The organism is Pseudomonas sp. C11 (assembly GCF_034683865.1).
In the GTDB taxonomy this organism is placed as follows: Bacteria; Pseudomonadota; Gammaproteobacteria; order Pseudomonadales; family Pseudomonadaceae; genus Aquipseudomonas.
Genome location: NZ_JAWIIP010000004.1, coordinates 63400 through 76465, shown reverse-complemented (window position 1 = coordinate 76465; position 13066 = coordinate 63400). Strand labels below are relative to the sequence as shown.

14 protein-coding genes are annotated in these 13066 nt (G+C 63.8%); 9 read left to right on the top strand and 5 right to left on the bottom strand.

Translation table 11 applies throughout. The features are described 5' to 3' along the window. Positions 1-137: 137 nt before the first annotated feature. The gene (locus VC352_RS08160; protein ID WP_322979077.1) at positions 138-992 is read right to left on the bottom strand and encodes a sulfurtransferase; all 855 of its coding nucleotides are present in this window, start codon (positions 990-992) and stop codon (positions 138-140) included. 390 nt (positions 993-1382) lie between these two features. Here VC352_RS08160 and gdhA point away from each other — a divergent pair, with 390 nt between their 5' ends. Beyond that, entirely contained in the window at positions 1383-2720 is a 1338-nt protein-coding gene (gdhA, locus tag VC352_RS08155) for an NADP-specific glutamate dehydrogenase (protein ID WP_322979076.1), read from the top strand. Between the two features lie 132 nt (positions 2721-2852). Next, positions 2853-3533 (top strand): hypothetical protein, encoded by a 681-nt coding sequence (locus tag VC352_RS08150; RefSeq protein ID WP_322979075.1) that lies wholly within the window; start codon positions 2853-2855, stop codon positions 3531-3533. A gap of 135 nt (positions 3534-3668) precedes the next feature. On the opposite strand, the gene VC352_RS08145 is transcribed toward VC352_RS08150, so the two are convergent. Next, positions 3669-4733, bottom strand: a complete 1065-nt coding sequence (locus VC352_RS08145) for an SMP-30/gluconolactonase/LRE family protein (protein ID WP_416340118.1) — start codon at positions 4731-4733, stop codon at positions 3669-3671. A gap of 128 nt (positions 4734-4861) precedes the next feature. On the opposite strand from VC352_RS08145, the gene rnd reads away from it, so the two are divergent. From rnd to VC352_RS08120, 5 genes are all read left to right on the top strand, one after another. Then, on the top strand, positions 4862-5995 hold the full coding sequence (rnd, locus tag VC352_RS08140; protein WP_322979074.1) for a ribonuclease D: 1134 nt from the start codon (positions 4862-4864) through the stop codon (positions 5993-5995). After that, complete coding sequence (locus tag VC352_RS08135) at positions 5992-6285, top strand: YcgL domain-containing protein (protein ID WP_322979073.1); 294 nt, start codon at positions 5992-5994, stop codon at positions 6283-6285. The genes rnd and VC352_RS08135 overlap by 4 nt, the downstream gene beginning before the upstream one ends. Before the next feature lie 3 nt (positions 6286-6288). Continuing rightward, entirely contained in the window at positions 6289-7221 is a 933-nt protein-coding gene (locus tag VC352_RS08130) for a D-2-hydroxyacid dehydrogenase (RefSeq protein WP_322979072.1), read from the top strand. Between the two features lie 75 nt (positions 7222-7296). Next, positions 7297-7746 (top strand): YcgN family cysteine cluster protein, encoded by a 450-nt coding sequence (locus VC352_RS08125; RefSeq protein ID WP_322979071.1) that lies wholly within the window; start codon positions 7297-7299, stop codon positions 7744-7746. 102 nt (positions 7747-7848) lie between these two features. Next, a complete protein-coding gene (locus VC352_RS08120) occupies positions 7849-9084 on the top strand; it encodes a hypothetical protein (RefSeq protein ID WP_322979070.1) in 1236 nt (411 codons plus the stop codon). 22 nt (positions 9085-9106) lie between these two features. Here VC352_RS08120 and VC352_RS08115 read toward each other — a convergent pair whose 3' ends face one another. Both VC352_RS08115 and VC352_RS08110 read right to left on the bottom strand, forming a co-directional pair. Next, complete coding sequence (locus VC352_RS08115; protein WP_322979069.1) at positions 9107-9577, bottom strand: RNA methyltransferase; 471 nt, start codon at positions 9575-9577, stop codon at positions 9107-9109. Between the two features lie 47 nt (positions 9578-9624). Continuing rightward, a complete protein-coding gene (locus VC352_RS08110; RefSeq protein ID WP_104729658.1) occupies positions 9625-9966 on the bottom strand; it encodes a YajD family HNH nuclease in 342 nt (113 codons plus the stop codon). An 88-nt stretch (positions 9967-10054) separates the two neighbouring features. Here VC352_RS08110 and VC352_RS08105 point away from each other — a divergent pair, with 88 nt between their 5' ends. Beyond that, positions 10055-10369: a hypothetical protein gene (locus VC352_RS08105; RefSeq protein ID WP_322979068.1), complete on the top strand. Its 315-nt coding sequence runs from the start codon at positions 10055-10057 to the stop codon at positions 10367-10369. 65 nt (positions 10370-10434) lie between these two features. Here VC352_RS08105 and VC352_RS08100 read toward each other — a convergent pair whose 3' ends face one another. Further along, positions 10435-12477 carry a S9 family peptidase gene (locus VC352_RS08100; RefSeq protein WP_322979067.1) on the bottom strand — a complete coding sequence of 681 codons (2043 nt, stop codon included), beginning with the start codon at positions 12475-12477 and terminating at the stop codon, positions 10435-10437. 89 nt (positions 12478-12566) lie between these two features. Between VC352_RS08100 and VC352_RS08095 the strand changes: the two genes are divergently transcribed. Beyond that, positions 12567-13043 (top strand): MFS transporter, encoded by a 477-nt coding sequence (locus tag VC352_RS08095; protein ID WP_322979066.1) that lies wholly within the window; start codon positions 12567-12569, stop codon positions 13041-13043. The last annotated feature ends 23 nt before the right edge of the window (positions 13044-13066 follow it).

The following is a 13066-nucleotide window of genomic DNA, read 5'->3' as shown; positions in this document are numbered from 1 at the left end:
ATAAAGGCCCCACCGGGAGCGGGGTTAGCCGCTCAATTTCAAGTCTAGTGCGACCTTTATCCTGTAAAGAGCTGTTTTTAAATTGATTTCGGATTTGAGTGATTGGGCATATTTCCTTCGGTGCTTAAAAGCGCCGGTCAATCGCCTGTCGCTACCGGCCTCGACGGATCGGTGATCCACTCGCTCCAGGAGCCGGCATAGAGCGGTGCCAGCGGGTAGCCTGCGAGGCTCATGGCGAACAGGTTGTGACAGGCCGTAACCCCGGAACCGCAGTAGGCCACCAGGCTTTCCGCCGGGCGTGTACCGCGCAGTGCATCGAAGCGTGCTCGCAACTGCTCCGCTGACAGAAAGCGGCCATCGGCGCCCAGGTTGTCGGTGAAGACCGCGCACTGGGCGCCCGGGATATGGCCTGCGACCGGATCCAATGGTTCGACTTCACCGCGAAAGCGTGGCTGCGCGCGGGCATCGAGAAGGGTCAGCTCGGGGTTGCCCAGGCGCTGCGCCAGTTGTTCGGCGCTCAGCAGCAGGCTCTGGTCGGGGGTTGCGGCCAGGCTGCCAGCGACTTTTTCCGACTGCTGCGTGGTCAGCTCCAGGCCGGCGTCGCGCCAGGCCTTGAGGCCGCCATCGAGCAGGTACAGCCCGTCGCGCTTGCCCAGCCAGATCAACAGCCACCAGGCACGGGCTGCGAAGGCGCCAGGGCCGTCGTCATAGAGCACGACCTGGCTGTCCTCGCTCACGCCACACAGGCGCAGCCGTTCCACCAGCGTGCAGGGATCAGGCAGCGGGTGACGACCGGTCACGCCCTTGATCACGGGGGCGGAGAGATCCTGTTCCAGGTCGAGAAAATGCGCGCCGGCGATATGCCCATCCAGGTAGCTGCGCCGGCCATAGGTCGAGTCGTCGAGGGCGAAGCGGCAATCCAGCACTACCAGGTCGGGGCTTTGCAGGCGCGATGCCAGCGCCTGCGGGCTGATCAATTGAGCGAGAGACATGAGCGTGGCCTGTGTCGTGAGAGGGTTCTCGGCATCATACCGTCAAGCTGGCGACGTGCACGTGCGCCGTCGCCGCATCCAGAGTACCAATGCGGCTGGCAGCCGCTCACGTGCAGCATGAACCGGGGTTACCGCTCATTCGCGGGAGCCGCTGCCGGTAAGAGCCAGCGCAGGGTGCATTGCTGATGCGGTGCTCTAAAAGCGTGCGCAATGAGGTTTTATTCTGGTGCGTATGGGTCGTCGAGATACAGGCCTGGACTCATGAGAATCAGGGCTGGTCAGGCCTACGCACTAAAAAGTTTCATAAAGGCGACATTTTGATCTGTTTTGGTGCGCTGCTGCCTGATAGAGTGCCGGCCACTATTTTGTTCTGTGGTGTCGAGGTGCTGCATGTCGTTGTCCGTGGATGCTTTCCTGTCGCGCCTCAAGCAGCGCGATCCTGACCAGCCGGAATTCCACCAGGCCGTAGAAGAGGTGGTGCGTAGCCTGTGGCCTTTCCTCGAAGCCAACCCTCGCTACCGTGAGGCCGGCATCCTCGAACGCATGGTCGAGCCCGAGCGCGCCATCCTGTTCCGTGTGCCTTGGGTCGATGACCGTGGTCAGGTGCAGGTCAATCGCGGCTATCGCATCCAGATGAGCAGCGCCATCGGCCCGTACAAGGGCGGCCTGCGTTTCCACCCCTCGGTGAACCTCGGGGTGCTCAAGTTCCTGGCCTTCGAGCAGGTGTTCAAGAACTCCCTGACCTCGCTGCCCATGGGCGGCGGCAAGGGTGGCGCGGACTTCGACCCCAAAGGCAAGAGCGAAGGCGAGGTGATGCGCTTCTGCCAGTCGTTCATGACTGAGTTGTATCGCCATATCGGCGCCGATCTGGATGTGCCGGCCGGTGACATCGGCGTGGGCGGCCGTGAGATCGGCTACCTGTTCGGCCAGTACAAGCGCCTGTCCAACCAGTTCACTTCGGTGCTTACTGGCAAGGGCCTGAGCTACGGTGGCAGCCTGATTCGCCCGGAAGCCACTGGCTATGGTTGCGTGTACTTCGCTCAGGAAATGCTCAAGCGCATCGGTCAGGGCTTCGAGGGCAAGCGTGTGGCCATTTCCGGTTCCGGCAACGTCGCTCAATATGCGGCGCAGAAGGTCATGGAGCTGGGCGGGCAGGTGGTCTCGCTGTCCGATTCCGAAGGCACGCTGTATGCCGAGGGCGGCCTGAGTGATGAGCAGTGGCAGTACCTGATGGAGCTGAAGAACGTGCGTCGTGGCCGCCTGCGCGAGATGGCCGAGCACTATGGCCTGCAGTTCCTCGCCGGGCAGCGCCCCTGGGGTTTGGCCTGCGATATCGCCTTACCCTGCGCGACGCAGAACGAACTGAATGGCGACGACGCCCGCATGCTGTTGAAGAATGGCTGTATCTGCGTGGCCGAGGGCGCCAACATGCCCTCGACCCTGGAAGCGGTGGATCTGTTCGTCGAGGCCGGCATCTGCTACGCGCTGGGCAAGGCCTCCAACGCCGGTGGCGTGGCCACCAGCGGGCTGGAAATGAGCCAGAACGCCATGCGCCTGCACTGGAGCGCTGGTGAGGTGGACGAGCGCCTGCACGGCATCATGCAGAACATTCACCATGCCTGCGTGCACCATGGTGAAGAAAACGGCCGCATCAACTACGTCAAGGGCGCCAACATCGCCGGTTTCGTCAAGGTGGCCGATGCCATGCTGGCGCAAGGCGTGGTCTGATCGATCCCGTTTTTTCGCCACGAGGCCTCGCGTGTCAACGCGGGGCCTTGTCGTTTCTGGCGGGGCTGTGCTACTCGGCCGATTCAGGCATGCTGCCTGCCCCCACGCTCGCTACACAGGTCTGCGTTCTGCATGAAACGTTTTGTCTTGCTCGACACCGCCCCAATCCCAGGCACCAATGGCGCGCTGAACCTGTTCGAATACGGCGAAGACTTCGTCATCAAGATCGCTGGCGGCGATGGCGGGCAGTTGATGAATACCCGTATGCACGGCTCGGAAGATGCTTTGGCCGCGATTCCCTGCAAGCAGATCGCCAGTCGCCCACAAGCGCGGGTATTGATCGGCGGCCTGGGCATGGGTTTTACCCTGGCCTCGGCGTTGCAGCATCTGGGCGCGGATGCCGAGGTGGCGGTGGCCGAACTGGTGCCCGGGGTGGTCGAGTGGAACCGTGGCCCGCTCGGGGCGAAGTCCGGTTATCCGTTGAACGATCCGCGTGCAGTGATCATTCAGGAGGACGTCGCCAAGGTGCTGCAGGCCGCCGAGCAGCGCTACGACGCGATCATGCTGGACGTCGATAACGGCCCTGAGGGGTTGACCCATAAGGGCAACGATTGGCTGTACAGCATGGACGGCCTGCGTCAGTGCGCCAAGGCGCTGAGGCCCAAGGGTATGCTGGCGGTGTGGTCGTCCAGCGCCGACCGGGCATTCTCGGAGAAGGTGCGCAAGGCGGGCTTCAAGGGCGAGGCGGTGCAGGTGTATGCCCATGGTAATAGAGGCACGCGGCATACCATCTGGATTGCCCAGAAGGTCTGAGCCTGCAGCCTTCCGATTTGGTGGGCTGAAGCCCACCCTACAGTAGTCGGCGATCCGCTTTAGCCCACCAGCTTGGCGCACCACCGCGAATGACCGCTCCGTCTTTTTGCTGTCATTCGCGGGTGGAATCTCGTCTCAGTGAATCTGCAGCTTGCCGATGCGGTCGTTGTCCAGGCTGCCGAAATACAGGCTGTCGCCCACCGGCTTGACCGAGGTGATCATGCGCAGGTGGGTGCCGCTGGTGTCATGCAGGCTGCGCACGATCTCGCCCTGTTCGTTGATCGCGATGACCAGGCCATAGGCGATCGGCTTGGGCCACAGCGCCCGTGGCAGTTTGGCGATCTGTGCCTTGAGCCAGGGGTGGCGATGCAGGAAGTCGGCGTCTGCCTTGCGTGGCGAGGGCAGGGCGACCCAGAAGGTGCCCTGGCGGTCGCCCTGCAGGTTATCCGGCAGGCCCGGCAGGTTGTCGATGAACACGTCGTGCTGGCCGGCCTTGTCGCCCTTGAGCCAGTAACGGGTGATGCGGTACCGGTATGTCTCGTTGACCAGCACGAAATCCTCGGCTGCCGACAGCGCCACGCCGTTGGCGAAGTACAGATCCTTGAGCAGCACGCGGGTCTGCCCGGTAGTTGGGTCGAAGGCCAGCAGGCGGCCATGGGGGCGTGCTTCGAGCAGGTCGAGCAGGTAGTCGGGCTGCTGGAAGCGCGAGGAGGCGTCGCTGAAATAGATGGTGCCGTCGCTGGCGATATCCAGATCATCGCTGAAGGCGAAGGGCACGCCGTCGGCCTCGGTGCTCAGCACCTTGATCTTGCCCGTCTTGTCCACGCTCAGCAGGCCCTTGTAGGCGTCGGCGATGATCAGGTTGCCGCCTGCATCGAAGTCCATGCCCAGCGGGCGGCCGCCGGTTTCGGCGAAGGTTTCCACACTGTCGTCTTTCAGCACGCGGGCGATGCGCCCGTCATGCAGGCCGGCGTATACGCGGCCCTCGGCGTCGACGGCGGTGTCTTCCGGGCCGTGGATCTTGCCTTGCGCCAGCAGTTCGGCCTTCATCAGGGTGTCGTTGGGTTCCAGTACGCCGGTCATGGCAGGTGCGGGCGCGGCGTCCCAGGGCAGCGGATCGATCGGGCTGGGAGTAATGGCCAGGTAACCGGTGGCAGCGGCCAGTAGCACGACCACCAGGGCAAGCAGTTTTTTCAGCATTGTTGTTCTTCCGTGTCGGGAGGCATTGCGCGGCACAGATTACACAGTTCCCGGGCGCGGCGGCAGCTGGCTGCCCGTCGATGCGCGCAGGCATATATACTGCGCGCCAATGTTCATGGGAGCGCCGCGTGGCTAACGACATTCACTGGATCCGCGACAACGCCAGCCTGGCCGAGCACTGCGCCACCTGGCAGACCTTGCCCTTCATCGCGCTGGACACCGAGTTCATGCGCGTCGACACCTTCTATCCCATTGCCGGCCTGGTGCAGGTCAGCGGTGGCGACGGCGCCTGGCTGATCGACCCGCTGTGCATCGACGACTGGAGTCCCTTCGCCGCCTTGTTGCGTGCGCCGAGTGTGGTCAAGGTGCTGCATTCCTGCAGCGAGGATCTGGAGGTCTTCCTGCGCCTGACCGGCAGCCTGCCGACGCCACTGTTCGACACGCAGATCGCCGCCGGCTACCTCAACCTCGGTTTCTCCATGGGCTATTCGCGCCTGGTGCTGGCGCTGCTCGACATCGAGCTGCCCAAGGGCGAGACCCGCTCCGACTGGTTGCAACGCCCGCTGTCCGAGCTGCAGGTGCGCTACGCCGCCGAAGACGTGTCGCACCTGGTCGAGGTCTACCGTGCGTTGAAGGCCCGTCTGGCACCGCAGAAGGTCGAATGGATTCTTGAGGATTGTGCCGAACTGGTGGCCAACCTGGGCCGCGAGATCGAACCCGAGGATGCCTGGCGCGAGGCCAAGCTGGCCTGGAAACTGTCGCGCCAGCAACAAGCCGTGCTGCGCGCCCTGTGTGCCTGGCGGGAGCGCCAGGCGCGGGCACGCAACCAGCCGCGCAACCGCGTGCTGCGCGAGCATTCGCTATGGCCGCTGGCGCGCACTCAGCCGGACAACCTGGTGGCGCTGGCGCGCATCGAGGACATGCACCCGAAGACCGTGCGCCAGGATGGCGAGACGCTGCTGGCGCTGATCCGCGAAGCGGCCGCGCTGCCGCCCGAACAATGGCCCGAGGCACTGCCCGAGCCGCTGCCGGTGGAAGCCACTGCCCTGTTGAAGAAACTGCGCGCTGTCGGTCAGCAAGAGGGCGAGCGCCTGGATATCGTCCCCGAGCTGATGCTGCGCAAGAAAACCCTGGAAGCCTTGCTCAAGAGCGGCTATCCCAACGGCCCCTACCAATTGCCCGATTCCCTGCGCGGCTGGCGCCGGGAGTTGATGGGCCAGGCGCTGCTCGACTGCCTGGCCGCTGAAGGAGAATCCGCGTGAAACGCATCTGTTCCATCTACAAGAGCCCGCGCAAGAACGAGATGTACCTCTACGTGCTCAAGGCCGAGGCCCTGACCCGCGTGCCCGAAGGGCTGTTGACGGTATTCGGCCCGCCTGCGCACGCCTTCGACCTGGTGCTCAGCCCGGAGCGCCAACTGGCCCGTGAGGACATCGCCCAGGTGCTGGAGAATCTCGAAAAGCAGGGCTACCACCTGCAGATGCCGCCGCCCGAAGAGGATTACATCGAGCATTTGCCGGACGAGCTACTGCGTCGCAACGACCCGGTCTGAACCATGCGCCTGCTGATTGCCGAAGCGGATCATGCCTATTACGCAGAGCGTATTCGTGCCGCGCGCCCCGAACTCGATCTGTTCGCCAGCGACGATCCCAAGGCGCTGGCGGCTGCTGCTGTCGATCGCTCGCTGTGGCTGGGCGAGCCCTCGCTGTTGGCGCCGCTGTTGCGTCAGGGCCTGCGCCCGCAGTGGCTGCAGTCGACCTGGGCTGGCATCACGCCGCTGTTGGCCAGCGACTTGCCACGCGATTATCGCTTGAGCCGGGCGGTGGGCATCTTTGGCCAGGTGATGGCCGAGTACGTGCTGGGCCACCTGTTGGCTCACGAGCGACGCCTGTTCGAGCGCCAGCAGGCACAACGCGAGCAGCGCTGGGCGCCAATGCTGCCGCGCAGCCTGGCCGGCCGGCGGGTGCTGATCGTCGGCTGTGGTGATATCGGCCAGGCCGTGGCCGGCTTTCTCGCCCCCTTTGGCGTCGAGTTGCGTGGCGTGGCCAGCCAGGCGCGTGAGCAGGCGCCATTCGCCGAGGTGGCAGCCATGTCGGGGTTACCACGGCTGGTGGGCTGGGCCGATTTCGTCATCAATCTGCTGCCCGATACGCCGACGACCCGTGATCTCTACGACGCCCGGCTGCTGGCGGGCTTTCGTCCCGAGGCGCTGCTGATCAATGCTGGGCGTGGCAGCTCGCTGGTCGAGGCGGATCTGCTCGCGGCCCTGCAGCAGGGAGCCCTGGCGGGGGCGGTTATCGACGTTTGCCGTGAGGAGCCCCTACCACAGGGACATCCGTTCTGGACGGCGCCAAACCTGCTATTGACCGGCCATAGCGCTGCACCGACCGACCCGAGCCTGATGAGCGGGCTGTTTCTCGACAACCTGGCATGCTGGCAGGCCGGTGATCCATTGCGAGGCGAAGTGGATTTCGCCCGTGGTTACTGAGCGCAGAGCCCTTGGCCTGTTACGGGCCAGGGGCTAGACTGCCGCGCTTTTCCCGCCCGAATCCGTACATTGGTCATGGCCACTTCCACCGAACCCTTCTGGAAACGTAAGACCCTCGCCCAGCTCGATGCAGGCGAGTGGGAGTCGCTGTGCGATGGCTGTGGCCTGTGCTGCCTGCAGAAGCTCGAGGATGAGGACGACGGCGCCGTCTATTACACGCGCATCGCCTGCAAACTGCTGGATCTGCAAAGCTGCCGCTGCAGCGACTATCCCAACCGCTTTACGCATGTACCGGACTGCATCCAGCTCACCCCGGCGCAGGCCGATCAGTTCAAGTGGCTGCCGCCGACCTGTGGTTATCGCCTGGTCAGCGAAGGCAAGGATCTGCCGCCTTGGCATCACCTGGTCTGCGGCGACCCCGAGGCGGTGCATGCCGAGCGTATCTCCCAGGCCGGTCGCATGCTCAGCGAGAACGAGGTGGCCGAGGATGATTGGGAAGAACATCTGATTTTTCGCGCCGGTTGATTAATCCCAGCCCTCGTGGCAAATCTGTCCGCCGCCCCACGGAATTGGCGCGTGGCGCGGCTGTCTCAAGGCCAACTGCCCTTCGTGCATCAGGAGTCCTGCATGCTGTCTTCGTCTCGTTTGCCGCTGTATTCGTCCCTGCTGTTGTTGAGTCTCAGCCTGCCGACCTGGGCAGCGACACAGAAAGTCGATCTGGATTATCGGGTGCGCTTCCTGCCGGAGAGCGATCAGGCCGAGGTCAGTATCACCCTGGAGAAGGGCGAGCATGTGCGCAGCCTGGATTTCAACCTGGGCAAGCAGGGCCGCTACAGCGACTTCAAGGCTGACGGTCAATGGGCCGAAGACGCTGGGCGTGGCAAATGGCAGCCGGGCAAGGGCAAGAGCACCCTGAGCTATCGCGTACTGATCGATCACCAGCGCAAGCCGGGTCGTTACGATGCGCGTATGACCAAGGGTTGGACCCTGCTGCGGGGTGACGATCTGGTACCGCCGGCGGCGCTCGACATGGCAGACAAGACGGACCTGGTGGCGCGCCTGCAGTTCGACCTGCCCAAGGACTGGAAAAGCGTCGAGACCGGCTGGCCACGGATCGGCAAGAACCGTTTCCGTATCGACAACCCGCAGCGCAAGTTCGACCGCCCGACCGGCTGGATGCTGGCCGGCAAACTGGGCACGCGGCGCACCCAGCTGGGTGATACCGAGGTGGCGATTTCCGCGCCGGTGGGCGAGGGTATGCGCCGCATGGACATCATGACCTTCCTCACCTTCGTCTGGCCGCAGATCCAGCAGGTGTTCCCGCGCGACCCCGCCAAACTGCTGATCGTTGGCGCTGGTGACCCGATGTGGCGCGGTGGCCTGTCGGCTTCCAACTCCTACTACATGCACGCGGATCGTCCGTTGGTCAGCGAGAATGGCACCAGTTCCCTGGTGCACGAGCTGGTACACGTGTTCGGGCGCATCTATGCACGGGATCGCAGTGACTGGATCGCCGAGGGCCTGGCCGAGTATTACTCCATCGAGCTGATGCGCCGCGCCGGCGGTGTCAGTCAGGAGCGCTACCAGAAGATTCGCGAGCAACTGATTAGCTGGAGCAAGCCTGTCACCAGCCTGCGCACCGACAACTCCAATGGTGCGGTCACCGCACGTGCCGTGTTGCTGTTGCAGGAGCTGGATCGGGAAATCCGTCAGAAGACCAAGGACAAGGGCAACCTGTCCCTGGATGACGTGACCCGTGGCCTGATGCGCCTGGACAAGGTGAGCACCAAGGACTTCATCGACATCACCGAGAACGTCATTGGTGGCCCGTCGAAGACCCTGGACACGCGTTTGCTGCGTTGAGTGTCAGCGCTCCGGTCTCGAGTCAGAACAAGGGGCCGGAGCGGGTGTTGTTACCTTTGGCCATGCGGTCGTAGAGCACCACGTTGACCGTGGCTGCAAGGTTCATGCAGCCCTGGGTCGGGATGTACACCACTTCACCGCCACACCAGTCGAGAATTTCCTGCTGCAGTGAACCGTCTTCCGGGCCGAAGATATACAGCGCTCTGTCCGGATGGGTGTAGGCGGGCAGGGCGCGGGCGTCATCGACCAGTTCCACCGCCACCGGTGTGCAGCCCAGCGGCAGGATCTTGCGCAGATCGTCGATGTTGATCAGCGGGATGTCCTGGTGAACCTTCTTGGTGTCGGTGATGAAATCCTTGGCGCGATCGTAACGGGTGCCGGTGTAGAACACCGAACTGACGCCATAACAGCCTGCCGCACGCATGATGGAGCCGACGTTTTCCGGCGATTTCGGATTGAACAGGCCGATGCAGGCGTATCTCTTGTTGGCCACGGTGGCACTCGCAAAAGCACCGATTATACGGCGCCGAGCGCCACGCCCTAGTCCTTTTTCAGCAGGCTGGCCAGATCGCCAAAGGCCTTGTAGGTCGATTTGGCAGCCTGCGGGCTGGCAGTGGAGCCTTCGGCGAAATACTGCTGATCGGTGTAGCGCGAGTGTTCGTTGTCATGACAGAACAGACACAGCAGCTCCCAGTTGGAGCCATCGGCCGGGTTGTTGTGGTGGTTGTGATCGCGGTGATGCACGGTCAGTTCGCTCAGGCGCTTGCCAGAAAACTCGCGTGCGCAGCGACCGCAGACGTGGGGATACATTTTCAACGCTTTCTGCCGGTAGCCTTCTTCGGCCTGGGCGGACAGGTAGTAGCGGTTGTTGCTGGTGCTCATGGCAGAACCTGTGATCGGAAAGGTGGTGAACGCTTGACTGCAGATGTTGCCAGAATAGAACGAAAGCCAGTCGAGCAGGAGAGCCATCATGCGTATGTCCATTCTCGTCGCGATGATCCTGGCGTCCAGTTTCGCTTCGCTGACCTGGGCGCAGCAACCCATGCGCATGCCTTCCTCAGCACAGCCCGGTGCGCCGGGCACGGCAACGCCACAGCCCTATGGCCAGCCGTCGATACCGATGCCGAGCAAGCGCCAGGGCTCGCCACCTCTTTTGCCGCCGCCCCAGGGGCAAACGCTCCCCGGCAGCGCGCCGAAGTCCAGGGGTGATCAGCCGATTCCGCAGCTCGATCAGCAACTGCGTCGTAACAGCCAGGGGCTGGAAGGGCAGCGTAAGGGGCAATGACGTAGGAGTGGCTTCAGCCGCGATCCCGGGGCTTCGCGACTGAAGCGGAATGCACCCAACCGCTCCTACGCGTGCGCTATCTCAAGCACACGAAGCACAAACGCATATTCCAGCGCTACGTCCTTGATGCCCTGATAACGCCCGCTCATGCCACCGTGGCCGGCGCCGAGGTCGGTCTTGAGCAGCAGCATATTGTCGTCGGTCTTGTTCGCGCGCAGCTTGGCGACCCATTTGGCGGCTTCCCAGTACTGCACTCGACTGTCGTTGTAGCCGGCCACTGCCATGATCGCCGGATAGGCTTGCGCACGCACGTTCTCGTAGGGGGCATAGGCCTTGATGCGCGCGAAGACTTCTGGCTGGTTCGGATCGCCCCATTCGTCGTACTCGGTCACCGTCAGCGGCAGATCGGGGTTGAGCATGGTGTTGAGCACGTCGACGAAAGGCACCTCGGCGATGGCGGCAGCGAATAACTCGGGGCGCTGGTTGAGCACCGCGCCGATCAGCAGACCGCCGGCGCTGCCGCCGCTGATCGCCAGTTGCGCGGAGGTGGTCAGGCCTTCTGTGATTAGACGTTCGGCGCAGGCGATGAAGTCGTCGAAGCTGTTCTGCTTGTGCTCCAGCTTGCCGTCGCGATACCAGGCTTCGCCCATCTCGCCGCCGCCGCGTACATGGGCGATGGCGAAGATGAAGCCGCGCTCCAAGAGGCTCAGGCGGGCGTGGGAGAACCAGGGGTCGAGGCTTTCGCCGTAGGCGCCATAGCCATAGAGGTAGAGCGGTGCCGGTTGAGCGGCGGCGAACACGTCGCGGCGCGCCACCAGGCTGATGGGCACCTGCGTGCCGTCGGCTGCCGTTGCCCACAGGCGGCGGCTTTCGTAGGCCTCGGCATCGAACGGGCCTTCCACCGGGGTCTGCTTGAGCACCTGTTGTGCGCCCGTGGCCAGCTCAAGCTGGCGAATCTGTGCCGGACGGCCGAGCGCTTCGTAGCGCAGGCGAATCGCCGGGCTGTGAAATTCCAGGCTGTCCTGCACGTACAGGCTGTAAGCGGCGTCCGGCAGTTGCACGCGGTAGGCGGCTGCACCTTGTAGCAGCACTTCAAGAATAGGCAGGCCGCCCTCGCGCAGGGCGAGGACGATGGCGCGCTGGCTGAGTGTGGCGCCTTCGAGCATCACCTGAGGGTCGTGAGCGCGTATCTCGCGCCAGTGTGGGCGCTGCGGAGAGGTCTCGTCGGCACTGTAAAGGGCGAAGTTGATGCCGCTCTGGTTGCTGCGGATCAGCCAGCACCACTGACCGTCGAGCATGCCGTGGTCAGCGTCGTACTCGTGGCCTTCCTCGCGCGGCGCCAGGCAGGTAAAGGCGGCTTCAGGGGTTGCAGCGTCCAGCACCCAGACTTCGCTGGTGGTCTTGCTGCCCAGTTGCAGGATCAACTGGCGCTCGGAGCTGGAGCGGTAGCAGTGCAGGAAGAAGCGCCCATCGGCCTCCTCGAACACCGCTTCGGCGTCGAGTGTGCCGAGGCGGTGGCGATACAGCTTGTAGGGGCGATGGGTGTCGTCCAACTCGGTGAAGAACAGGGTCTGGCTGTCGTTCGCCCAGGTCATGCTGCCGTCGCAGTCGTCGAAGGGCAGTTCGCTGATTTCGTCGCTGGCCAGTTCCTTGACGAACAGGCGATAAATCTCGTCGCCGCTGGTGTCCAGGCTGTAGGCCAGGCGCTGCTGGTCGGGACTGATGCTGAAGGCACCCACCGAGAGAAAGCCGCCGTCTGCCAGGGCGTTGGGGTCGAGCAGCAGGGTTTCGCTGGGGGCGTCGGGCGTCAGCGAGCCGTCCGTCGGGCGGCGGCAGCGATAATGCCGAGGATATTCGTCGCCGGCTGTGGTGCGCTGGTAGTAGAGGTAGTCGCCCCAGGGAGTGGGCAACGACAGGTCGGTTTCGCGGATGCGTCCCTTGATCTCTTCGAACAGGGCCTCACGCAACCCCTGCTGTGGGGCGAGAACAGCCTCGAGGTAGGCATTTTCTGCCTGCAGATAGGCAAGCACCTCGTCGCTGTCACGGTTCTCCAGCCAGCGATAGGGATCGTTGCCGGCTTGCTGGCGGGCGAGGGGGGCAGAGGGCATGGTGAGCTCCAGAACGAAGGGGCGCCGCATCGGGCAAAAGCCGTTATCATAAGCGCCCCTTTGCCAGACCTGCCACGCCGGCCCTGCTTATGATGAACGAAAACGACTACCTCCTGGCCTGGGCCGCCTATGGCTTCGCAGCCCTGGGTTGCCTGCTGGTATGGATGCGCATGACCCGCTGGATGTGGCGCTATGCCCGCGAGCCGTTGCGCGTAATGGTGGCCGTCCTGCTGTTCAGCCCGACCATCGTCGATCCGGCGCGCGAGCTCTTCGCCCCGGCCATCGCCATCACCGCCATGGATGTGCTGCTCAAGGTCGGCAACAACGCCTGGCGGGCGGTCGCCGATCTCACTCTCTATGCACTGATCGCCTTTGCCGTGTACCTGGTGTTCGTCGCCATCCGCTGGCCTATCGAGCGCTGGTGGCAAGGGCGCCGGGATGAGCGTGGCGAGACCGGTCACGAAGATCCGCGAACCCTGCGTGAACGCATGGAAGATGACGAGGATGAACCGCTGCCGCGAGGCTATGCCCGTGAGCGCGGCGGTCGTCTGGAGCCGCGTATCTAGCACTGCGCCCCTTGCGCCTGTTC